We start from the raw sequence: 25,200 nt of genomic DNA on the forward strand, positions 1-25,200 counted from the left end.
GGTCAGTGCTTCCCGTGAGCGTGTTGATGTCCAGACGCCGCTTTGGCCGGAGCATGCTCAGCACAGTCCTTGCAATATCCAAATACCTCGAACTTGTGATCTACAACCTGAAATTGCTCAGGCGCATCCGCAAGCTGCATCGGGCAAAAAACAATGGGATATGTCTTCTGACACTTCAGGCAGATCATATGATGGTGATGATGATCTTCACTACAATGTGCTCTGAATTTGACGCCATCTTCGAAGATGACCTGTTCCAGTACACCCAGTTCCTGCATCACACGCAAATTCCGATATACCGTGTCAAAACTCAGTCCGCTATAAGTCTTACCCATATATTCATAGACGTCCTTGGGTGTAAGATACCCGGGCGACTCGGCAAATAACCGGGCCAATGTTTTCCGCTGATCGGTAATGCGGAGCCCCTGTGAGGACATGGTCGAAATAATCTGTTCTGTCGACAGCATGATCTAAAGCACCTCCTGTCATACGAGCATTTTGCATTATTCATAGAGCGACAGTTATTCGGCAAAAGCGAAAACTTTTGCTTTCTTGTATACCTCTAATAATGCATCAAATTACGATTAGAGTCAACGAAGACACCGGGTTATATCATTCCAACAACACATAAAAAGGACTCCATGCACATGCATTGTCATTACGTTTAGCTTGGAGCTAATGACATTGCATTTTGATGGAGTCCCTTCCTGACGGTTCAGATGATCAATCGTTCGGGCGACTTTTGGGGTGAACGGGTATATATGATATAAGCTTTCACTCCAAACCGTCCGTGCATGTTCCTGATATTACTTTTCAGCCGGAAGCGGTGTGAACAGCAGGTTAACAGGCAGGTTACTACCTGGTGCCGCCGAGAAGAGAATGGTTACACTCTCGCCGTACGAACCTGTGCGATACATAACGCTTTGCTCATTTGGTGCAGTAACAGATTTACCTGTGGAAATCTGAACGACCTGTCCATTCACGAGTGCCACACCTGAGTATCTGCCCCCACGAGGGTTGAAAGAAATCAACGTGCGCGGAGCAACGTTATTCAATGTAATTTTGTACAGTACACCGAAGTTACCTGCGTTGGAAGCTTCTGTATACGCCATAGGATCCGTTCCTACAAGGTTTGGATCACTTGCATTATCTCCAAGTGGAAGACGTGCAGGCTTCGATCCTACTTCTTGATCGTACGTAATAATTCGTGTTGCATTTGGATACGTTCCACGGTTGTGAACCCCATCACGATCGAGAACCGGCAGGCTCGACAACACTTCCATCGGGTCCTTGTTCTCTTCGATCATGATAATGTTGTAATCCAATTCATAATCACTGAATACATCCGAATACAAGGAGATGACTTGTCCCTGTTTCATCGGAAGAACGCTCAGATCATTGAGAATCAGCTTGCTTTCTCCTGGCTGGATGTACACTTTCTTTTGTCCGGTACCATTCTGCATGGATTGGAACCAACGGTCAATCGACAACTTTCCAGCTACCGTTGCAAAAGGAGACGGTCCTGCAAAGCCCATGTTTTGCTGTTCAATGGACGCCGTGTAAGCATTGTTGTTTGTTGCTACAACGTACATTTTCACGTTTTTGCCTGTGTTGTTCACATGGTGAATCATGAAGCGCGTCTGTCCGAAAGAAGATTCCTTGTACACAATGCCTTCCGTATTCACGGTTTCCGGGCTGTTACTGCGGATCAGAAGACTTGGTTCATCATAATATGTGAAAGGAACTTTCTCCAATGCCGGTACGCCGCCACCATCGAAGGTAAACTTCTCACCTACTGGTGTGAACAATTGGTTGAAGTCGGTCAAACTGTATAGCGTCTCGCCCGTAATATTGATCATCTTGGTATAGCTGTCGCTAGCACCATGTTTATCGGTAACTGTAATCGTTACGGTCTTCGGTCCTGGAACAAAGAATGCCAGTGCATTGTTATCCCATTCTGTTTTTACAATCGCATTTTCATCATCTGTACTTTGATCAATATAGGTGATTTTCTCACCCATTTTGTATTCTTCCTTATCCGTCGTAAACATCGCAACTGGTGGCAGATTCGGTCTTTCAACCTTAATCGTAACCGAGTACGGATCACTCCATTGACCACTCGAATCCTGGACCGCATAGGTTACCGTATATGTACCTGGTTGGTCGAATGAATCCTGACGGCCAGTCCAACGCTCATCAACAATGCTGAGTCCCTTGGGAGAGCTGGATCTGGTTGTGTAGGTTACCTGGTCTCCGGCAAAGACTTCTTTTTGTACCGTGAAGCTCGCCACCGGTTTGGTACTCAGATTCAATACAACCGTTTTGGCCGGTTGATTGACTTTATATGTGATGTTCAGGGCCTGCGTAATCGACGTCAGTGGCACCATGAACGTATTCTTTTGTTGATAAGCCGCGCCCTTCATCGTTCTGGACACACCATTAACGGTATAGATCTTGCTGTTTGTTTTGAAACGCAGCTCATCTTCACCACTAATAATGATCGTTTCTTTGGTTGTGTTATCATATTTAACATCATAGCCAACCCGATCAACGAGAGCACGGATCGCTACATAGGATACACCATTTTTAACAGCCATCGGCTGTCCGGCAAGATACGTTTTGCCATCTTGCATCATTTTATTACTGTTCATATAAAGAGTGAGGTCTCCACCCCCACCTCCAGCAGTCGAATTCCCTGTAGACGGTTGCTCCACTTCTACCGGTGCAGGTGCTGGTGTTTCCTCAGCTGTACCTTCTTCGTCCGTAGGTTCCGTTACCGGCTCAACAGGAGTCGCGTCTGTTCCTGTAGGAACATCTGTCTCAGGATTCACTTCTTCAGTTGTTTCAATATTTGATGTTGGAGTGTCTGTTCCGGATTTCACTTCGGATTCCGCGATGGTTTGTTCTTTCTTCACAACCTCCACGGATTTAACTTTGGCTGTATTCACTGGTGTAGTATCGCTCTGATCAGCTGATTGTGCATTGGCAGGAATGACTGCAAACGCTTGAAAAACAGCAAAAGCGGTAAGTATGGACAATTTCTTCTTCAAATTCATTCTTTGTCTTTGGCTCCTTCTGCTCCCATTTTATAAATATCCCCCTCAAAAAGTCATATTATTAGACGCTTGGGACCGGGAAAAGTTGCTAAAAAGTTAAGAGGAGAATTGTAAACTTTTAATAGAAGGAAAATACTATGAAAATAGTTATCTATCAATAATCTTTTTTAGCATCTACTCCCAAGTTAACCCAATAGCAAATCCCAACAAAAAAATCTCCCCAGGAAATGGTAGATTAGCACCATGTCTTAGAGAGATAAAAGGATTGAATATGTCTAACGTAAACGGACAGGTAAACTTCCTGTAGACTCCAACTCACCGGTTAACACGAGAGAGAGTGCCCGGACGACTGTAGGCGTATTTTCATAGGTACACACATAACTTCCCGGCATCGAAAACTCCAGCAGATCATATGGATTACGCAGAGCAATCACAATTAGCGAATGATTCTCACTAAGCTTTTCAACTAAATACCGTTGCCCTTTCGGAAGATGACCTGCAGATGTGTAAGTACATACGATGACCTGCTCAGCCTCCAACACATCCTTCAAAATCCGATCCGCTTCATCATACGATGGCTGAGTCGTTATTTTACGCTCACGAACTCTGCCTCGCAGCTGCAATAGCGCCACGCCAAGGGAATCTGTATGGGACCATGGTTCATCCACTTCTGTCCGTTGCACAACTTCGGGCCAGATGACATACACGTCCTGCTCTGGATTCAGCGGCAGCAACCCTTCATTATGAACCACTGTAATACTGCTCGAAGCGATCTTGAACAAGGTCGATTCAATGGATTCATTGGAAGGCAAGGGTTCATTATCTACTGCTTTGGCAGTTTCATTCGTTTTTGGTAAAATCAGACTCGTGTCCCGGTAACCGCAACGCGCTGCCTTCCATGTAATAATACGTTCCAGTGACTTGTTAATGACCTCTTCCTTTATCCGCCCCGTTCGGACTGCTCGAACCACCGCTTCCACAGCAGCGACCTGGTCTTGCAAAGTGTGACTCACCAGAATCAGATCCGCTCCTGCCTCCACAGCACGAATGGCAGCCTCAGCTACCCCATATGGCTTGGATATCGCATGCATTTCAAGACAGTCAGTAATAATAATGCCCTCAAAGCCCATTTCTTCGCGCAACAGCCCGGTTAACACTTTACGTGATAATGTTGCCGGAATAGGCTCCGGTTCAATCGCTGGAAAGATAACATGAGCTGTCATAATGGCATCGACCCCTGCCTCAATAGCTTGGCGGAACGGTAACAGCTCTATCTGTTCCAACCTGTTTCGATCATGGGGTACCGTAACCATACCGAGGTGAGAATCTACCGTGGTATCTCCATGTCCGGGAAAATGTTTCGCTGTTGCAGCTATGCCCTGTGATTGATATCCGGTAATAGCTGCTGCTCCATGCTCGGCCACACTCTCGGCATTTTCACCATATGATCGTACGCCAATTACCGGGTTAAGAGCATTGTTATTCACGTCCACCACGGGCGCAAGGTTCATATCAATACCGATGCTTTTCAACTCACGACCGAGAATTTGTGCACATTCAAGCGTATACTCCGGATTGCCTGTCGCACCTAGCGCCATGTTACCTGGCACTTGGGTCACTCCATCTTTGTCGATCCGTGCGACCATGCCACCTTCCTGATCCACCGATATCATGAGTGGTAATTCCCCCACTTCAGCAGCAATCCCTTGCAGTTCAGTAGACAGTCGCGTCAATTGATCTACACTTTCTACATTACGCCGGAAATAGATGACGCCCCCAACGTGGTATTCCCTGATCAAGCGAGTAATCTGTTCATCTGCGTGCTGACCGTGAAATCCACACATGAACAATTGGCCTACCTTTTGCTCCAACGTCAAATTATTCAATGGTTTCATGCAACCCTATCCCTCCGTTTCCCTTAGGAGACTATGAACCCAACCGTTTACTCTGCCTATACTCCGATGGTTTCATATGAAAGTGTTTGTGAAACACTTTGGAGAAATAACGGCGCTCCTTGAATCCCGTTGCTTCTCCAATCGCTGTAATGCTCCATTCGGTGGTACTCAATAACAAGGCGGCATTTTCCATACGTCTCTGAGTCATATATTCAACAAACGTTATCCCCATATGGGTTTTGAATAGCTGGCAAAAGTAACCCGGGCTGATTCCAAGCCAATCCGAGACTTCATCTATACCCAAGTCCTGCTGCAGTCTGGCGTTCATGTAATCACATGCAGATCGAATTAATTCCGATATGGAAGGACGCGGCTGAGATTGTTTACCCTGACAGGAATGGGTGATGACCTCTGCGAGTTCAATCAGTTCTCTCACGGACACAGCCTGTTGCAGCGCATCCCAGAAATTCGCTTCATCCTGTTCGGCCACGACATTGACTTCGCGCAGTTCCCGAAGCATGTGTACAAGCATATAGCGAACATGGGTCTCATCCATGCTGCCTAATGATTGTTCAGCGATCCTCATTCGCTGTTTAAGCGTATCTATTACATCGAGTAATCCCTTCTTATTCCATTGCCGAATGAAGCGTGTGACAAGCTCCAGATCGTCTCTTGTTATCCATGTGCCCGCCTTTTTGGAAGTCTCAAGCCCATGTGATAAAGAAGATGATGAGAATTCAGGTTTCAGCACCCTGTCTGCACTTTCCGGATGTGTCATTAAAATTCGTTGACAATGCTGATACCGCTCAAGGATTTGCTGTTCCAGTTTCACGGGTACATCATCCTGAACAATCCTTGCTCTTACGTTTGAATCCATGGTCAATATCGCATTCAATTCCAACAAAAGTTGATGTGCCAATTCTTCTGACTGAAATTTCCACTCACCCGATGCCTCGAGCAAGATGCACCACTCCCCTTTGCGGGTACGCAGAACCTGAATGCCATTAGAGATTCTGTCCGTAACTTCCCTAATCCGTGAACTCATCGCCTCATGCCATCTTTGGTGCTGGTTCTCGGACCAACCAATGGAATGCCGAAAATAACCGACTGCATCTACCAGCAGTAATGTATAGCCTACAGAAGGAAGCATGAATTGAGGCACAGAGACAGGATCAGAAATCTTCAACGGTGCTTCTCCTCGCAACAGGTCAATCAACTGTTTTTGTCTGATCCAACTTGCCATCTCCATACTTTGATATCGCTCCGACTCGTTCTCCTGACGTCTCTTCTGGATCTGCTCTGCAAGCTCACGCAGTTTATGTTCCAGATTCAGATAATCAATGGGCTTGCATATGTATTCATGTACGTTATATCGGATAGCGGTCCGAGCATACTCAAACTGCTGGTATCCCGTCAGTAAAATAATTTCACACGTTTCACCCTGCTCTCGCAGCAGTCGAATAAGTTCCAATCCATCCATGGACGGCATCCGAATATCGCATAAGATAATGTCTGGATGACTTTCAGTCACTTTATCCAGCGCTTCTGCGCCACTTCTTGCTGTACCCGTTATTTCGATTCCCATCTCTTCCCAGGGTAAAATATAACTTAGATTTTCCAGAATCGGCAGTTCATCATCAACCAGCATTGCAGTCAGATTCATTCGGCTTCCTCCTGCTCATATAATGGAATGATACATTGAATGACTGTGCCATACCCCGGTGCTGAACATATAAATATGCCATACCCGGCCCCATACTGAATACGAATGCGATCTGCCACACTTCGTAATCCCAACCCTCGGCGTTCCGTAATGGCTGACAACGATTCCCTGTCTTCAGTTAACATATGTTCCGGTGGATCTGCTGCCATGTACTCAAATCGTGCAAGCATTTCCTGGGGAATACCGATACCATTATCCTCAACCTGTAGCACCAGATGATCACGTTCTTCATAGGCGCTTATCCGCAGCACACCTGGATATGTGATCCCTTCAAACCCATGTTGAATGCTATTTTCCACCAGTGGTTGAAGTGTGAGCTTAAGCACGATTGAGGTATATAGATCAGGTGGAATATCAATTTCATACCTAAACAAATCACTGAACCTGTACTGTTGAATCTCCAGATAACTCTGCAAATGCCTTACCTCCTCACCCAGGGGAATCTCCTCCTGATCCTGAATGCTAATGCGAAGCATATTGCCAAGTCTGGTGACCATCTCGCTTACTTTGCGACCCTCACCACGTAGTGCCAATCCATTAATGGATTCCAGAGTATTGAACAGAAAATGGGGTTTGATCTGAGCTTGCAGTACACGTAGTTCCGCTTGAGCCTTCTGCTGTTGCTCGGCCTGAACACGACGGAATAATCCGCCAATACGGTCCAACAGTTCATTGAATCCCTGCGCAAGCAGCTGCATCTCGTCAAATCCTTTTCCTTCCACCCTCGCATTAAAATCTCCATCATCCACACGACGCATAAACCTTACAAGTACAGCAATGTTGCCCGTAATGCGATTCATGAAAAAAAGATTGAAGATCATGGCGGCGAACAGGCATAACAGAATAATGATGACCGACCAACCTGCAAAGGCATTTGTTTCAGCAGATAAGGCTTCCCATGAAGTGACACTAACGAGACTCCAGTTATAATTCTTTAGGTGATATTGTGAAATGATACTCTCCGTACCGTCAAAGACCGTTCTGACACTGCTAAAACCTGGACCATAACCGCCGGATTTCGATCCCAAATTTTCCATGTTCTCACCATTGTAACGTCCGGAGGGATCGTAGACGATCAGTCCTTCCTCATTAATTAACAGGAATGACGTATCCTGTGCCGAATCGCTGATTTGCAGGTGACGGAAGATCCGGTCAATCTCTCCTTTTTTGATCTGAACAACAAGCACGCCGATATTTTGAAAATAACTGAGTTCCTTGACCAGCCTGATCTGGGTGAAGACAGGTTCTACACCCGTTAATTCAGAATATTCCAGAGGCGCGAGCCATTTGGGAACCCCATTGAGTTGCTGAATTTCATTGAATAAGGGATGTACTTTAAATTGCTGAAAAGGAAGGGCTTGAAAGTTTTCTTTGGTGAAAATGGAGACAATCTGATTATTTTCAGACGAACGCAAATCATATAAAAAGGCATAACTGATGAACGGATAATTATATAGAAGGGAACGGAAATTGCGCTGGCTGGCATTCAGGGATAACTGATTACCGGTTCCCAGATCCTGCTTGGTCGGATCTTTGGCGTTCAATGCCATTTGAAAAACCGATGTCGCTATCCCGTTGTCGGTAACATTGTTAATCTGCTGAAATACATTCTCGATATTGTAGCTAATGGCCTGAAGCGCATATTCGGCCTGTTGATTGTACTTTTTCTCAATCGTATGTGACGTGACCAGAAACATGCCAATGCCCAGCGCACACATCGGTACAATGATCAGCAGCAGAAATGCCAAGGCCAGCTTCATTCGCAAGTTCATATCCCGTTCTCCCTATTCACTGGTTCATGGTATTAACCTTTGACACCACCTGCAGTTACTCCTTCAATAATTTTCTCCTGCAGTATGGCGTAGATCACAAGTACAGGTACAACGCTGTACACAATGCCTGCCGACATCTGGGCATAGTTCATCTGATATTGATCCCGAAACTGGACCATGCCCACAGGCAGCGTACGCAATTTATCAGTGGATAAGAAATAGTTGGCGAGCAAAAATTCGTTCCAGTTGCCGAGGAAATTAACGATAAAAACCGTAACGATGGCTGGAACTGTAAGAGGTATCACTATTTTAGCAAAGATACCCGGGGCCCTCAAGCCATCCATGACAGCAGCTTCCTCAATTTCTCCAGGCAGAGAACGCATAAATGCGGCCAGTATAATAATTGTGAAAGGAATCGCATTCGCCACATAGGGCACGATCAACGCCAGATGCGTATCCAATATGCCCATTTTGCGAACAAGCAGATAGATCGGCAGCATAAGTGCATTGTTGGGTATAAGCATGCCGGCCAGAATCAGGCTGTACAGAAACAAGCTCCATCTCCGATGTCTCATCCGGGTTACGGCAAAAGCAAACATGGCACCGAGCGCAATCGTGCATGCCGACGACAGAACCGAAATGTACAGGCTGTTCCAAAAATACGTGCCAATCTTGGCATTCACCCAGGCCTCCACGTAATTGTTAAACTCCCATGATGTAGGCAGACCGAACGGATTCAGGGCGATTTCATTGTTATCCTGCTTGAAGGAAGAGAAAATCACAAACAAAAAGGGAAACAAAATCGCGATTAAATACAACATTAACAACACATGAGGTATACTGCTTTTTATGCTTTTCGCCATCAATATTCCACCCTCTCGCCCCGCCTCGCCACCAGCAGTTGATACACCGCAGTGAGCACAAGCGTCAGAGCAAAGATCAGCACTGCAATGGTATTGCCATAACCATATTTGAAGTTGGTAATCGCATATTTGATCATGTATGTCGCCAGAACCTCGGTGGACCCAGCGGGCCCACCTTTGGTCATGACAATCACGATATCGGCTGCTTTCATTGCACCTGCAATGGATAACATGATAACCACTGAAATGATCGGCCGGATCAGCGGCAACGTAATTCGCATTGCACGTTGTACCGCCGTTGCACCATCGATGGCAGCCGCTTCATCCAGATCACGGGGAATCGCCAGTATGGCCGCGAGCACCATGACAATGTAAAATCCCGTCCACTGCCAGGCGTTGGTCACCAAAATGGACAACATGGCGAATCGGTTATCCGATAACCAGTAGATTGGATCGATGCCCAGCACATGAAGCATTTTATTTAATAGTCCGATATTGGGTTCATAGATGAATCCCCATAAGATACCAATAACGGCTGTCGACATGATGGATGGTAAAAAAACAGCAGTTTTATACAGACCTTTTAGCCTTTTCACATTGGCAATAAGAAGTGAAAACAGGACGATCAGGGGTACTTGAATCAGCACCGAAAATCCGATAAAAAAGCCGTTATTCCGTGTGGAGATCCAAAACCGTTCATCAGTCAGTGCTTTCACATAGTTGGATAAGCCCACAAAACGCGGCTCAGCCGATACCCCATTCCAACTCGTCAGACTGTAATACAGGGAGCTGCCAATAGGGTACAGAAAGAACATCACAAACAGAATTAGGGCCGGCATGACAAACAACGTATAAATTAACGGGCTGCGGAGTGAAGTATTCATGGTCAGCCTCCTTCGGTCACTTCAACGATCGCAGTTTCAACTTGAATTGGTCTATTCCACTGAGGCGTTTGCTTCCTCCTGCACCTTTTGCAGTTCTTCTGCCATTTTCTCTGGCGTAGTCTGGCCACCAATCAGCTTCTGAATCTGCAGATTGCTAATCTCTGTCGTCACATCAGCCTGAACAAGTGCATCAAATGCCGGGAACGACGTCTTGGACGCATTAAGCACGGCCACAATTTCTTTCATCAGATCATCTGTAATGCTATCGGTCAGTACTTTTTCATCCAACTTCATGGCAGGCAACACCCCATCTTCCACAAGCCCACGGATCTGCATATCTTCATTGTAGAAATTTTGGATAAAAGCTTTCACTGCTTCCAGCTTCTGCGGATCGTCTGCCACGGATGCGGAGAAACCGTATCCATTGTTCACATCACGCATCAATGACGTCTGATCGCCTGCTCCGTTCTCTACCGGAGGCATATTGAAGAATCCAACTTTGCCAATGAGCGATTCACCGCTCTGGCCTTCTTTGAATACAGATGATTTCCACGTTCCGTCATACATCAACACCGCTTCTCCGCTCGTAAATTGCGTGGTATATTCGGCATACTCGAAGCCCAGCTCGCCTTTTTTGAAGTAACCCTTATCGACCCATTCCTTATGCTTGGCAAAACCTTGCACGACACCCGGGTCGGTCCATTTCGCTTCACCTGTTGCAAACTTTGCAGTAATCTCCGGCCCGGCATACCGGGACCACAGATGATTGGTTAACATGAGCGGTACCCAGCCTGCCTTGGAGGCAGAAGCAAGCGGCACTTTGCCATCGGCCTTGATCTCGGCCAGTGTATTGTCCAGTTCAGCCATGGTGGTTGGGGCTTTCCATCCTTTTTGTTCAAAGTACTCTTTATTATAGAAAAAACCTTCGCCCGAACCGCCAATCGGCAGCCCATATACTTTGCCTTCATACGTAAATGGCTCAAGGGATGTAAACTGGTCCTGAATGCCCAGCTCTTGCAGGATCGGGGTCAGATCAAGCAGCATACCTTCCTTGGCATAAACTTTGGAATCCGGACTGCCGAACAGTTCAAATATATCCGGCGGGTTACCTGCCGCCATCTCTCCACGAAGCTTCTCCTTACGATTCACATCGGATTCGACACCATCCAGTGTAAAAGTCAGGTTGGGTATCTCACCCTCAACTTTGTCCACAACATCCTGCAGGATGGCCAGTCGTTTCTGTTTGTCAGCCCCTACTTGAGTGTGGCGGAGAAGCATCTCAATCGGTTCCTTACTTGTCTCCCCCGCAGGTGTATTGCCTGCGCCCTGCTGTGGCTCGGTACTTGAGCTTGCACATCCCGCCAAAGTCCATGAAGTGATAAGCAATAATGAAAGCAGCAACGTCATTCTTTTTTTCATCTGGTTGACCCTCCTCAAGATATTGAGCATTTGGCTTTACACTCTGATTATAAAAAGCCGGAGCTTACATCGTAAGGATGACAATTCATCAATGGAGGGATAAAATCCTTCACTGGACAAATAATCCATCTTGCCACATGTGGAGAAACAAAAAAAACAGCCCCTGCGAAGTATGTTCGCAGAGACTGCTTGGTTGATTGTTTTTACCATATATAAAGGTTAGATCACTTACCTGAACAAGCCATGCCAGCCGTTTCCTGGCGACCTTGTTCGATCAGGCGATACGCCCGCTCCACTTCTTCTTCACTTGGCGAAGGAACACCATCCAGTGGATATACTTTGCCGAGCGCCTCCCATTTATAGATCCCCATCTGATGGTATGGGAGAATTTCGAACTTTTCGACGCCATTCAATGTTCCAATAAACCGTCCGAGGTTAAGCAGATCCTCTTCCTCGTTGTGAATACCAGGCACATACACGTGGCGTATCCACATTTTCCGTCCTTGCTCCGATAGCCATTTGGCCGTTTTCAACGTTCTCTCGTTGGATTTGCCTGTCAGCTTGATATGTTTCTCGTCATCAATATGCTTGAGGTCCAGCAGAACCAGGTCTGTGTTATCCAACAAATCGTGAATCCGGTCCGGTTCGTTAAACCCGTTGCTGTCCAGCGTCGTATGCAATCCCCAGCGCCGCTTTACTTCCTTGAAGACTTCGGCTACAAAGTGAGCCTGTAACGTTGGTTCTCCGCCAGATATCGTGAGCCCGCCTCCAGAGCTGCGGTAGTAGGATAGATACGGCTCAATTTCAGCCAGTACCTCCTCTAGCGTCATTTCTTTTCCACCATCCAGCGCCCATGTATCAGGGTTGTGGCAATATTGACACTTGAGTAGACATCCTTGCATAAAAAGCACGAAGCGGATGCCTGGGCCGTCAACCGTCCCGAAAGTTTCGAGTGAATGAATATGTCCTTTAACCATGCTGCCTCTTCCTTTCTGTATCCGCATCCGCTGTGCGTTTAATATGTTTGGAATGCCTTGCTCTAGCGGTCCTCTACTTGCACATTACTTACATGGAGCCATGGAACGTACGGTTGATTACATCCAACTGTTGTTCACGAGTCAGTTTAATGAAGTTAACAGCATATCCGGATACCCGTACAGTCAGTTGTGGATAGTTTTCCGGGTGATCCATCGCATCAATCAATTGTTGACGATCAAATACGTTTACGTTCAGGTGATGAGCGTTTTGACCGAAGTAACCGTCCATCATCGCAGTCAGGTTGGATTTACGTGTAGTCTCCTCTTTACCCAATGCTTTTGGCACGATGGAGAAGGTATTGGAAATACCGTCAAGACTGTGTTCGTAAGGCAATTTGGCTACAGAGCCAAGGGATGCCAGTGCACCTTTTTTGTCACGACCATGCATTGGGTTCGCACCTGGAGCAAATGGTTCACCTGCTTTACGACCATCCGGTGTAGTCCCTGTTTTCTTACCATATACCACGTTGGAAGTGATCGTCAGCACGGATTGTGTTGGCACTGCGTTACGGTAGGCTTTGTGTTTGCGAATCATACCCATGAAGTTCTCTACCAGTTCAACAGCAATGCTGTCTACGCTGTCTTCATTGTTACCGTAACAAGGGAAGTCTCCTTCGATTTCGAAATCAACAGCGATGCCTTGTTCGTTACGAATTGGTTTAACTTTGGCATATTTGATCGCACTCAGTGAATCTGCTGTAACTGACAGACCAGCGATACCGCACGCCATCGTACGTACAATGTCACGGTCATGCAATGCCATCTCGATCCGCTCATAACTGTACTTGTCGTGCATGTAGTGAATGACGTTGAGAGTGTTCATATACAGCTTCGCCAACCACTCCATCATTGGTTTGAAGCGTTTCATGACTTCATTGTAATCCAGCACTTCACTTGTAATGGCAGGATACTCAGGTCCGACCTGTGCTCCGGATTTCTCATCACGACCACCGTTGATCGCATACAGGAGAGCTTTTGCCAGGTTGGCACGAGCGCCGAAGAATTGCATTTGTTTCCCGATCTTCATCGCTGATACACAGCAAGCAATACCGTAATCGTCGCCATAGATCGGACGCATCAGATCATCATTCTCATACTGGATTGAACTGGTTTCAATGGATACTTTACTGCAATAATCTTTGAAAGCTTCCGGAAGTTTCGTGGACCAAAGTACAGTCAGGTTCGGCTCTGGTGCAGGACCCAAGTTGTGCAGCGTATGCAGGAAACGGAAGCTGTTTTTGGTTACGCGTGTTTCACCATTCACAGACATCCCACCAATAGACTCTGTTACCCATGTTGGATCTCCACTGAACAGTTCGTTATAATCCGGTGTACGCAAGAATTTGACAATCCGCAGTTTCATGACGAAATGATCAACCAATTCCTGAGCCTGTTCTTCAGACAGAATGCCTTCTTGCAGGTCTCGTTCAATGTAGATATCCAGGAAGGAAGATACACGTCCCAGTGACATTGCAGCACCGTTCTGTTCTTTGATGGCAGCGAGATAACCAAAGTACAACCATTGGAACGCTTCTTTCGCTGTAGTCGCTGGCAAAGAAATATCGAATCCGTGCATATCGCCCAATTGCTTCAATTCTTGCAATGCACGAATCTGCTCAGACAATTCTTCCCGCAGACGAATGACATCTTCATCAATGACATCAACTTCGAGTGCATTTAATTCGCCTTTTTTGTTACGAATCAGGAAGTCTACCCCGTACAAAGCTACACGACGATAGTCACCGATGATCCGGCCACGGCCGTAAGCATCTGGCAGGCCTGTAATAATCCCTGCTTTACGCGCTGCACGCATGTCGGAAGTATAAGCATCGAATACACCCTGGTTATGTGTTTTGCGAATGTTTGTAAATATATCAATGACACCTTGAGGCAATTCGAAGCCGTATGCTTCACATGCATCAATCATCATCCGGATTCCGCCTGTTGGTTGAATGGAACGTTTGAACGGAGCATCGGTCTGAACGCCGACAATCTGCTCTTTGGATTGATCCAGATAACCGGGTTGGTGAGAAATAATAGTACCTGGTGTGTTCACGTCAACGTCAAGGACACCGCCGTTATCACGTTCTTTTTTGGTCAGATCAGATACGATCTCCCACAATTCTTTGGTATTCTGGGTAGCACCTGCGAGGAACGCTTCGTCACCGTAATACGGAGACAAGTTGTGTGCCAGAAAATCATTCACATCTACGGATTTGGTCCATGTTCCTTTGGTAAAGTTTCTCCAGCCTGTTTGTTGTTTGACATCTTTTTCAATCACCGACATCGTAATCCCTCCACTAATTTGGATTTCTGGACACATAACATGTTGCTTCATTCGTATCATTGTGTGCCCAGAGCCGCGATTAATGTGAATTGTTTCACATAAACCGGATCATGTTCTCTCTACTTGGGAACCGGAACCGCGGGATGAATGTTTTTCTTACATTTTCAGTATACGACTTGGGGCTTTCATCATCTGTGATTTTTGTCACAAAGTCAGTGAACTAACTCACTCCACCTGCGCTTTGTCCCATTGAACCGAAACTTCACACAGGATCACTGCGTGACAGAACAACCTTCCAATCGCTGTTATCCCCAGATTTTTTTGATTCCCTTTCGAAAAGGGAAAATCCGGGGATAAAGGCGAACGCTTCGCTTTTTCAGGTTATTTCTGCCCCTCCGTTGTCGTGTAAAGGGATTGTTCAAACAGCCACATCACGAATTCCGTGTAATCTCTCTAGAACCGAACCATTGCTCCTCTATACTCGGAGCAAACCAAATCTTCAAATAACCCCTGAAAAACAGATGCTTTGCTCTTCTGTTTTTCTGCCCTCTTCTAATTGTGTGAAAGACGGCAATCGGGGCTCCCCATTTCGGGGAACCCTGATCCTCTTGCCGTAAGGCACGCTTAGTTCTAATTCCTTATTCAAACTTTCCGTAGAAAGCGTTGCGGTACACATCAGCCAATTCAGTTACCAGCGGCAACTTCGGATTGGCGGTTGTACATTGGTCTTCGAAGGCACGGTCTGCCAGATAATCCACGTGTGCTTCAAAGTCTTTGGCATCAAATCCGATTTCCTGGAACGATTCTTCAATGCCCAATGTTTTGTTCAGATTACGGATGGCATTGATGAGACTGGTTACCCCTTCTTCTGTCGTGCGAGCAGGCAATCCCAAGATACGGGCAATTTCGGCATAACGCTCATCCGCTACAAAGTGCGAATATTTCGGGAACGATGCAAATTTGGTCGGTTTTTTTGCGTTGTAACGAATAACGTGCGGCATCAGGATTGCATTGGTGCGTCCGTGTGCGGTGTGGTACTGACCGCCCCATTTGTGCGCCAAGCTGTGGTTAATGCCCAGGAATGCGTTGGCAAACGCCATACCGGCAATCGTGGAAGCATTATGCATTTTCTCACGTGCCAGTTTATCTCCTTGCAGCGCAGATTGCTCTAGGTATTGGAACACCAGTTGAATGGCTTTGATCGCAAGTCCATCCGTGTAATCATTCGCCATGACAGACACATAAGCTTCAATCGCATGAGTCAATACGTCCATACCTGTATCCGCTACAGCCGTTTTAGGCAGGGAGTATACGAATTCCGGGTCGACAATCGCTACGTCTGGAGTCAGCTCATAGTCGGCCAATGGATATTTGGTATTTCCTTGATTTTTATCTGTGATAACCGCGAACGATGTCACTTCAGAACCTGTACCGGATGTTGTTGGAATCGCTACAAATTTCGCTTTTACGCCTAGACGTGGATATTTGTAGATCCGTTTGCGGATATCCATGAATTTTTGTTTCAGGTCGTTGAAGTCCGTATCTGGATATTCATAGAACAACCACATGGCTTTGGCAGCATCCATCGGTGATCCACCGCCGAGTGCGATAATGCAGTCCGGTTGGAAGCGGCGCATCATTTCGGTTCCGCGGTCTACCGTTGTTGTCGATGGATCGGGCTCTACATCGGAGAATACTTCGATCGCTACTGGCATTTGGCGTTGACGCAGATAATGTTCTACCTTTTCCACATATCCAAGTTTGACCATCATGGCATCGGTAATAATGGCAACACGTGTGATGTCAGGCATTTTGGCAAGATACTGCGTTGCCCCTTTTTCGAAGTAGACTTTGTTCGGCACTTTGAACCATTGCATATTCACGGTACGGCGAGCCACCCTTTTCACATTGATTAAGTTCACAGCGGTTACGTTGGAAGAAGTCGAGTTACGTCCGTATGATCCGCATCCCAGTGTCAATGACGGCATGTTCGTGTTGTAGATATCCCCGATGGCACCGTGTGTGGATGGTGAGTTCACAATAATACGTCCGGTTTGCAGACGATCTGCGAATTTGCCGATCACTTCTTCATTCGTGGAGTGGATAACCGAGGAGTGACCCATGCCGCCAAAAGCAACTACTTCTGCCGCACGTTCAATGCCCTCTGCTGCCGTTTTGACTTTGTAACAAGCGAGTACCGGACTTAATTTCTCAGCCGACAATGGGAATTTCGTACCTACCCCTTCAATCTCGGCTACGAGAATTTTGGTGCCTGCCGGAACTTCAATACCGCATAACTTCGCAATGCTCACCGCAGATTGACCAACAATCGCCGGGTTCACCGCACATTTCTCGGCATTAATCGCACCTGCTGTCAATTTTGCTGCTTCATCTTTGTTAACAAAGTAACAGCCATTCGCAATCATTTTTTTCTTCACTTGATCGAAGATCGGTTCTTCAATGATTACCGCTTGCTCGGAAGCACAGATCATGCCGTTATCGAAGGACTTCGACAGAATCAAATCCGTAACTGCCTGATTGATATCCGCGCTTTTCTCGATAAAGCAAGGTACGTTACCTGGTCCTACGCCCAGTGCAGGTTTACCACAGCTGTACGCTGCACGTACCATGCCTGATCCACCTGTTGCCAGAATGAGAGCCACATCATTGTGATTCATCAGTTCGTTCGTGCGATCCATGGAAGGATCATCAATCCACTGAATACAATCTGCTGGTGCACCATGTTTCACTGCCGCTTCCAGTAGGATTTTAGCAGCTTCCCGGCTACAATTCTGTGCAGATGGATGGAAACCGAAGATAATTGGGTTACGGGTCTTGATGGAGATCAGTGCTTTAAACATCGTCGTTGATGTTGGGTTCGTGACGGGTGTAATCCCCATAATAATACCGACCGGCTCCGCAATTTTCTGGAAGCTCTCATATTCGTTATCTTCGATCACACCTACGGTTTTGTCATACTTGATGCTGTGGTACACATATTCTGTTGCAAATATATTTTTGGTGATTTTATCCTCATACACTCCGCGGCCTGTTTCTTCTACGGCCATCTTGGCGAGCATCATGTGTTTATCCAGACCCGCAAGCGCCATGGCTTGCACAATCCGATCAATCTGCTTCTGGTCCATCTTCATGAATGCGGCGTGTGCTTTATTCGCTTTGTCGATTAACGTTTGAATATACTGACCTGCTGTCGGTTCTTTTGCTGGGGCGACTTCGTTCTTTACAGCCATCTCCCTCATCCTCCTAAAGGTTCGTATTAGTTTGTCTCTCTCGTTTACATTCACATCGTACCATAGCCAAAAACATAATCATGTGATTTTTTTCACAAAGTATAACAAATTTAAATTTAGTTTTGTAATGTCTGCTAACAAGTTGATTTCCACTTCCTATAATAAGTGTAGGGCTATCGAACACATCCTTCCCCATTAAAAGTGAATTTAATCACAATGTTTGAAATTTCGCCATTTTTGATGCCTTCCCATGCCCCCCAAAAGGTAACTTTAGGTATATACTGAACTTAAAAATTGAACCACCGCAATTTGTACCGTCCTTCCTCCCGGCCGAGATGACCCTGATCAGGACGGCAACGGTTTGCGGCGAACCTCGGAGGCTACTGCAAGCTACAGAAGGCCGTCCGATGGACATAAAGGGGAGATAGACTTATGAGAGAACTAACGACTGTACTGGAAAAGCGCGGCAATACCAACTGTTTCTCGGAAGCAAATTTCAACCATCTGCTGGTTACAATGAAAGATAGAACCTATCCGGAAGGTACCCACCTGTACTGGGAAGGAGACGTCTCTGACAAACTTTATTATATGAAACGGGGTCGTGCCCAGATTACCAAATCCACGGATGAGGGCAAGGAACTGATCATGTACATGTATCAATCCGGTGATATGATCGGCCAGGCTGATCCCTTCTTTGGCTCCAAGCATAGCTTTTCAGCGGAAGTGCTGGAAGACAGTGAGATTGGTGTACTGGAACACAAAGACCTGGAAATGCTGATCTGCCAGCATTGTGACTTCGCGATCGACTTTATGAAATGGATGGGCATCCACCACCGGTTGACACAGACCAAGTTCCGGGACCTCATGTTATATGGCAAACCTGGTGCGCTCTGCTCTACCCTCATTCGGTTGTCGAATTCGTATGGCGAGCCTCATGGAGAGCATGTCATTATTCACAAAAAAATTACCCACACGGATCTGTCCAATATGATTGGAGCCACTCGTGAAAGTGTTAACCGTATGTTAAGCGATCTGCGCAAGAAAGATGCGATTGAATATGACAATGGCATGATTGTCATCAAAGATCTGAAGATGCTGCAAGGGATCTGTCACTGTGAACTTTGCCCGAACGAGATCTGTCGTATTTAATCTTCGAGTATGCTATGCAGATGTTGGTTATAGAATAGATTTCAATAAAAAAAGCCCATTTCTCTGCAGAGAGACTGGGCTTATTTGTATGCTTAGGATGCACTGGTCAATTCAAGCTTAACCGCATCACGTGGATTCAATTTCATGTCCAAACCATTTTCCATTAATTCCTTGTCGTTCACCATAATGACCCACCGCTGATTCATGCGGGGCGTAACATTCTCGACCGAAACGACAAATTTGTTGTTCTCCGACATTCTCACAATCCCACTGGACTTCAAGACATCGCGAACTGTGCATTCCTGAACATAGACGCCAGCATATTGACGATTGAGTGTTGGCATAATGTTTCCACCGCTCACCTTGAGTAACGTTGTCTGATATGCAACGCCATCCCCCCCACTGTCAGCGGCTTTCACGTAAATGATCACTTCATCTTTGGCATGAAGCTCCATGTCCCAATCTTCCTGTTCAATATCCTTGCCGTTCAATTTGACAGCCCAACTGAGCGAAGAATCCAGAGAAACTTCACCAACAGATTGAATCCGTTTGCCATCCGCTGTGAAATCAACCAGTCCGCTATTCAGTAATGCTTTTTTGAGCGTCAAACCCTCACTAAAATCTCGCTTAATGGACTTCGTTGCATCAGGCAAAAACGTACTACCATCTACAGCCACTGTAATCGTATTCGCTGTTTCTGTCTCTTTGACAATTGGCTGCTCTGAAGGCTGTGTCTCACTACAACCAGCCAAGATCGCTAGTAGGAGCAAACATACACCTATGTAACCGGGGATTTTCTTCTTCATGTAGGTAACACCACCCTGCGTAAAATCACTCACCCTGTTGTCCATAACCTCTATTATGGCACATTATTCAACAAAAAAAAGTGTCAAAGCCGTTACTTTTATGAGGCATGCACTCCACACAAGGCTTGTACAACAAAGAGAGCCTGCACACAGGCTCTCCGATCTAAATCATTTTTACGTTCTTATTGGTTACGTTATCATTGGACACTAGCCTGCATGTAAGTCCGTCCTCCATCGCCATCTTTCAGATATGGATTGAGTCCGAAGAACTGTTCCTCCGACACATATACCCCTGTCAGCAATCGGCCTTCAAGCAATGCACCGTCCACCTGCACGCAGCATGAAGGTGCATCTACATACTCCTGATATAGCGGAATCTGACCATATTGTTGGTGTATCTTGAGTACCTTGCCTTGTTCATGCAAAGGACGTTCCGAAAAATAAGTAGGCACAATATAGCGGGCAATGACATCCAGTTCCTGCACGCTATAGAAGGGTTCATCCCCAAGCCACGGGGCAAACATTCGAATCTTCTCATATTGAGACCAAACAACCGCCTGAATCAGCATTTCTGCCTGAGCCAACCGACCTTCGCCTACATCCAGCATTAGCCGTTTTCCATGGGTGGCTTCCTCCATCTGGGACATTGTCGATTCAGGTTGCCTTAGTTCACAGCCGATACATTTCCAGCCTCTGGACGTTTGAATCCATTTTTGCAGCACCGCCGGAGCTGATTTCGGACCATCGCTGTTCATAGGATACATATTCACTTCGGCTAGATCATCCTTAACCGAACGGGAATATACGGTGCGCTTGAACAACTCTGCAGCTTTTTTGTAGATCAGATGGACCTGAATGGATGCGCTCTCAAGTTCTGCAATATCTTGCTTGCCGTAGCGTACTTCGCGGGATAAGCTTTCTTCTCTCATGACAAGTGGCCTCCTTCGCTCCGGCCGTCTGTGGCCATTTTCTATAGATTATACTACAACTCATGACAACATGTGCACAGCCCAAGAGAAAATCGCCAATCCACGTTATACTTAAGACAAAAACCCCTGATTTCTACAGAAATCAGGGGTTTTTGTTCAGTCATGCACGGAAGTAGGTGATGCTGCTTTTATACGTTAGTCAACCCACTTCTCAGCCCAATCTTGAATTTGATTCATGACAGGCTGGAGCGCTCTACCCTTATCCGTCAGTTCGTATTCAATACGAACCGGCGTCTCAGGATAGACGTGACGAACCAAGATACCTTCACTTTCAAGATCCTTCATCCGTTCAGATAACATCTTGTCACTCATAGACGGAATCAGATTGGAGATATCCTTGAATCGCTTTGAACCACTCATCAACGTTTGAATAATTAAACCATTCCAGCGCTTGCCCAAAAAGGAAAACGCCGTCTCAAAACGCGGACACATCCGCAAGTCTTGACCTTCCACATTAATCACCTCTTTAGAGATCACTCAACTTACATTTTGTTAGTATATTTCATAATAACATATTTAAGCTTCAAAGAAAACGTCTGCAACTAAAAAGTTTAAATTTTAGAAGCATATCACCCAGATCGGATGTTACATCCCAGTATACAGTACACCATGTCCCATAACCATGGGAAATATCGTATAACTTCCCCATAGTACTATCTTACCCAAAAAGAACCCAACTGCCACAGTCATCATTGACTTGGAGAAGGGTTCCTGGGTATATGCTTGCGTTTACGTTATCTATATCAGTTCAACTAAAGAATATTTACACTAGCACTCCGATGTCAGAACAACTTTCCGATCGCTGTTATCCCCAGATTTTTTTGATTTCTTTCTAAAGGGAAAAAATCCGGGGATAAAGGCGCACGCTCCGCTTCTTCAAGTTATTTCTGCCCTCTCCGTTAATGTGTAAATGTTAGTTGAACTGATATATATCTTTCACGAAGCAAATTATGAATTAAACTAGCACGCCACCAAATGGTCTTACAGGTTCGCTCTTGCCGAATTCCGGCTTGAAACTGCGGGCAGGATATGCCCATTTCACTGCATTACTGATCACTCTTAATATTTCCGGTTTGTAATAGGTCGGATACGTCTCATGACCTGGACGGAAATAAAAGATTTTACCTTCACCACGCCGGAACGTGCATCCGCTTCGGAATACTTCCCCACCCTGGAAGTTGCTTACAAACACCAGTTCATCAGGTACTGGAATATCGAAGAATTCCCCGTACATCTCTTCTTTTTCCAATACAATCTTGCCTTCGATGCCATCCGCAATCGGATGGGATGGATTCACACACCATACAATTTCCTGCTCGTCAGCTACACGCCACTTCAGATCGCAGCTCGTTCCCATCAGCGCTTTGAATGGTTTAGAGAAATGACCTGAATGAAGCACAATCATACCCATCCCGTTCAGTACTCGCTGTGCGACCTTCTGCGAGATCTCATCGCTTACGCGATCATGTGCCATATGTCCCCACCATATGAGCACATCCGTGGAATTCAGCACTTCATCACTTAATCCGTGTTCAGGCTGATCCAGTGTAGCCGTTCGAATAGCAAAGCCTTCGCCGCCAAGTCCGTCAGCCAGCGCTCGATGCAGACCATCCGGGTAGACTTCCCTTACTTCATCGTGAATTTTCTCATGGACAAATTCATTCCAAATGGTGACGTTGATCATATTCAATTTCCCCCTAGTGTAGCTCTAAACCCACCACATATCGCCCAGCGGCTCTTCGATCAATACTTGCTGGAGATTTTGCACAGCTTTAGAGAATCCTTCTTCAACCGACATCAAACCGTCTTCGTGCTCAATACTTACTACATAATCATATCCGACCAGACGCAAGGCACTCATAATATCTGCCCAAGTCTTGTTATCATGTCCATAACCGACCGAGCGGAACTGCCAAGCCCGATCCAGCATATTTGTATAATCTTGCATATCCGTTACACCGTGTTTGTTCACGTTTACCGGATCAATCGTTGTATCTTTCGCATGGAAGTGATGTATTGCTCCTTCACGTCCCAAAATGTGAATCGCCTGCACTGGATCAATGCCTTGCCACCACATGTGACTTGGGTCCAAGTTCGCTCCGATGACTTCACCCGCTGCTTCACGCAGTCTCAGCAAGGTTGCAGGTGTATGAACCGAGAATCCACCGTGCAACTCCAGTCCAACTTTTACATTACGTTCTGCTGCAAATTTACCCCACTCTGTCCAATAAGGGATAACTTTGTTCTCCCACTGCCACTTCAGGATCTCCTGGAAGTCATTCGGCCATGGTGCAACAGGCCAGTTCGGATATTTCGCATCCTCATGGTCTCCTGGACAACCGGAGAATGTATTCACTACAGGCACTTCCAGCTTCTCAGCCAGTTCTACCGTTTTGACAAAATCATCATGGAATCCTTTAGCAATATCCTTTTGCGGATGCAGCGGGTTACCGTGACAGCTCAGTGCGCTGATCGTCAAACCACGTGATTCCACTGCATTTTTGAAGTTTTTCAGTGCTGTAGGATTGCTTAACAATTCATCCGGCTTACAGTGTGCATTGCCTGGATGTCCACCTGTTCCGATCTCTACTGCTTTTAATCCCTTGGATGCTACATAATCAAGAGCATCCTCCAATTTACGTCCTCCGAATAGTACCAAAAATACGCCGAGTTTCAAGTGCGATTCCTCCCTGGATTAGATATCGTATGATTGCTGAATTCATGAATATTGAACTGTATACAATTACCGTTCAGATCACATGCCTGTTTGATTAGTGTGGAAAATCGAGAGTGTTTCTATCCTGAAATTGAACGTAAGAATACTGGTTATTCTCTTCCACTCGAAAGAGCATCAAGCTTCAAACACTTGGTACTCCATTCTAGTGCGATTCCACGGTTTCAATCTCAGTTTGAACTGTGCGAGTTACTGCAAAAGAGTCATAGCTGCTCTCCAGATGGATGTGCTTGCCCTCAAGTGAAGAACGCTGGAATGAATGCATAGCTTCCAGTACGTGATAAGCAAGCTTACCACTGGCTTTGTGTTCGCGTCCGGCACGAATGGATTCGACCATTTCGGTTACGCCAATGCCTCGTTCGTTTTGTCCGCTTTCGAAGACTGGTTTGATCGTTTCCCAAGTGTCTTGACCGTACCTGCGAACCTTCACTTCCCCGTTAAAATAATTTGGGTCCGGTACACTAAGCGTACCTTCTGTACCATAGATTTCAATACGTGGCAGATCCGAAGCTCCGCGAATATCGAAACTGGTAATCATCGTTGCAATGGCCCCTTCTGCAAAATCGATGGTTCCTGCCAAGTGGGTCGGCGTCTGTACTTGCAGCGATGTACCTTCCTTCGGTCCAGAGCCAATCTTGCGATCCGCAACCTGTATTCCAGCCGAGGCACTGATTCTGCGTATTGGTCCAAGCAATGTTATCAGCGCGGTCAAGTAGTAAGGTCCCATATCAAACATCGGTCCACCACCTGCGACATAAAAGAATTCCGGATTAGGATGCCAAGCTTCTGGTCCTCCGCCCATGAAGAATGAAGTCGCTGCAATCGGCTTGCCAATCAGTCCATCCTCAATGGCTTTACGAGCGGTTTGAATTCCTGAGCCAAGGAAAGTATCTGGTGCAGAACCAACATACAATCCTTTTTCCTCAGCAAGCTCAACAACCTTGCGACCATCCTCAAGCGAAATCGCCAGCGGCTTCTCGGCATACACATGTTTGCCTGCTTCGAGTGCAGCCAGATCGGTCATGGCATGACTGCCTGGAACCGTAAGGTTCAGCACAAGTTCAATTTCGTTATTTTGCAGCAACTCATCTACATTGTAAACGTTTTCGATATTAAATTCATCTGCCCGTTCCTGAGCGCGTTCACGAATCAAATCCGCAACAGCCACGACTTCAATGACCGGGTTGTTTTTGAGATTTTCCAGGTAGATGGCACTGATGTTACCGCACCCGATGATGCCTGCTTTCATTTTCTCCACTGTGACGTTCATCTCCTTACGCATGGTGAAAATCCGCGTTTGAATGGTTGAGATACATATGTTTTGTTGGATGTTTC

At 46.2% G+C, this 25,200-nt stretch carries 18 protein-coding genes; 1 reads left to right on the forward strand and 17 read right to left on the reverse strand.

What is annotated here, in order from left to right; translation table 11 throughout:
• Positions 1-2: 2 nt before the first annotated feature.
• The 11 genes from FS628_RS13730 to adhE all read right to left on the reverse strand — a co-directional run bounded on the left by FS628_RS13730 (position 3) and on the right by adhE (position 18,187).
• Positions 3-467 carry a Fur family transcriptional regulator gene (locus FS628_RS13730; RefSeq protein WP_145322670.1) on the reverse strand — a complete coding sequence of 155 codons (465 nt, stop codon included), beginning with the start codon at positions 465-467 and terminating at the stop codon, positions 3-5.
• Between the two features lie 339 nt (positions 468-806).
• Positions 807-3,056 carry a stalk domain-containing protein gene (locus tag FS628_RS13735; RefSeq protein ID WP_145322672.1) on the reverse strand — a complete coding sequence of 750 codons (2,250 nt, stop codon included), beginning with the start codon at positions 3,054-3,056 and terminating at the stop codon, positions 807-809.
• A gap of 275 nt (positions 3,057-3,331) precedes the next feature.
• Positions 3,332-4,951: a beta-N-acetylhexosaminidase gene (gene nagZ / locus FS628_RS13740; RefSeq protein WP_145322674.1), complete on the reverse strand. Its 1,620-nt coding sequence runs from the start codon at positions 4,949-4,951 to the stop codon at positions 3,332-3,334.
• A gap of 31 nt (positions 4,952-4,982) precedes the next feature.
• On the reverse strand, positions 4,983-6,614 hold the full coding sequence (locus FS628_RS13745; protein WP_145322676.1) for a response regulator transcription factor: 1,632 nt from the start codon (positions 6,612-6,614) through the stop codon (positions 4,983-4,985).
• Positions 6,611-8,446 (reverse strand): cache domain-containing sensor histidine kinase, encoded by a 1,836-nt coding sequence (locus tag FS628_RS13750; protein ID WP_145322678.1) that lies wholly within the window; start codon positions 8,444-8,446, stop codon positions 6,611-6,613. Before FS628_RS13750 ends, FS628_RS13745 begins: the two co-directional genes overlap by 4 nt.
• Positions 8,447-8,478: 32 nt before the next feature.
• Positions 8,479-9,309: a carbohydrate ABC transporter permease gene (locus tag FS628_RS13755; RefSeq protein ID WP_145322680.1), complete on the reverse strand. Its 831-nt coding sequence runs from the start codon at positions 9,307-9,309 to the stop codon at positions 8,479-8,481.
• Positions 9,309-10,193, reverse strand: a complete 885-nt coding sequence (locus FS628_RS13760; protein ID WP_145322682.1) for a carbohydrate ABC transporter permease — start codon at positions 10,191-10,193, stop codon at positions 9,309-9,311. Before FS628_RS13760 ends, FS628_RS13755 begins: the two co-directional genes overlap by 1 nt.
• A 51-nt stretch (positions 10,194-10,244) precedes the next feature.
• Positions 10,245-11,612, reverse strand: coding sequence for an extracellular solute-binding protein (locus FS628_RS13765; protein ID WP_145322684.1), 1,368 nt, complete (start codon positions 11,610-11,612; stop codon positions 10,245-10,247).
• A 224-nt stretch (positions 11,613-11,836) separates the two neighbouring features.
• Entirely contained in the window at positions 11,837-12,589 is a 753-nt protein-coding gene (gene pflA / locus FS628_RS13770) for a pyruvate formate-lyase-activating protein (RefSeq protein WP_145322686.1), read from the reverse strand.
• A gap of 88 nt (positions 12,590-12,677) precedes the next feature.
• A complete protein-coding gene (gene pflB / locus FS628_RS13775; RefSeq protein WP_145322688.1) occupies positions 12,678-14,936 on the reverse strand; it encodes a formate C-acetyltransferase in 2,259 nt (752 codons plus the stop codon).
• Positions 14,937-15,574: 638 nt separating this feature from the next.
• Complete coding sequence (adhE, locus tag FS628_RS13780) at positions 15,575-18,187, reverse strand: bifunctional acetaldehyde-CoA/alcohol dehydrogenase (protein ID WP_076333275.1); 2,613 nt, start codon at positions 18,185-18,187, stop codon at positions 15,575-15,577.
• Positions 18,188-18,619: 432 nt separating this feature from the next.
• Here adhE and FS628_RS13785 point away from each other — a divergent pair, with 432 nt between their 5' ends.
• Positions 18,620-19,336: a Crp/Fnr family transcriptional regulator gene (locus FS628_RS13785; protein WP_145322690.1), complete on the forward strand. Its 717-nt coding sequence runs from the start codon at positions 18,620-18,622 to the stop codon at positions 19,334-19,336.
• A gap of 92 nt (positions 19,337-19,428) precedes the next feature.
• Here the strand turns inward: FS628_RS13785 and FS628_RS13790 are convergent, their stop codons facing one another.
• The 6 genes from FS628_RS13790 to FS628_RS13815 all read right to left on the reverse strand — a co-directional run bounded on the left by FS628_RS13790 (position 19,429) and on the right by FS628_RS13815 (position 25,123).
• On the reverse strand, positions 19,429-20,142 hold the full coding sequence (locus FS628_RS13790) for a hypothetical protein (RefSeq protein ID WP_145322691.1): 714 nt from the start codon (positions 20,140-20,142) through the stop codon (positions 19,429-19,431).
• Positions 20,143-20,339: 197 nt separating this feature from the next.
• Positions 20,340-21,071 carry a hypothetical protein gene (locus FS628_RS13795; protein WP_145322693.1) on the reverse strand — a complete coding sequence of 244 codons (732 nt, stop codon included), beginning with the start codon at positions 21,069-21,071 and terminating at the stop codon, positions 20,340-20,342.
• Positions 21,072-21,266: 195 nt separating this feature from the next.
• The gene (locus FS628_RS13800; protein WP_076333333.1) at positions 21,267-21,563 is read right to left on the reverse strand and encodes a winged helix-turn-helix transcriptional regulator; all 297 of its coding nucleotides are present in this window, start codon (positions 21,561-21,563) and stop codon (positions 21,267-21,269) included.
• Between the two features lie 523 nt (positions 21,564-22,086).
• Entirely contained in the window at positions 22,087-22,815 is a 729-nt protein-coding gene (locus FS628_RS13805; RefSeq protein WP_017687549.1) for a ThuA domain-containing protein, read from the reverse strand.
• Positions 22,816-22,839: 24 nt separating this feature from the next.
• The gene (locus FS628_RS13810; protein WP_145322695.1) at positions 22,840-23,808 is read right to left on the reverse strand and encodes a sugar phosphate isomerase/epimerase family protein; all 969 of its coding nucleotides are present in this window, start codon (positions 23,806-23,808) and stop codon (positions 22,840-22,842) included.
• A 202-nt stretch (positions 23,809-24,010) separates the two neighbouring features.
• Positions 24,011-25,123, reverse strand: coding sequence for a Gfo/Idh/MocA family protein (locus FS628_RS13815; RefSeq protein WP_145322697.1), 1,113 nt, complete (start codon positions 25,121-25,123; stop codon positions 24,011-24,013).
• Positions 25,124-25,200: the final 77 nt, after the last annotated feature.

Source organism: Paenibacillus xylanexedens (assembly GCF_007676705.1).
Lineage (GTDB): Bacteria > Bacillota > Bacilli > Paenibacillales > Paenibacillaceae > Paenibacillus > Paenibacillus xylanexedens_C.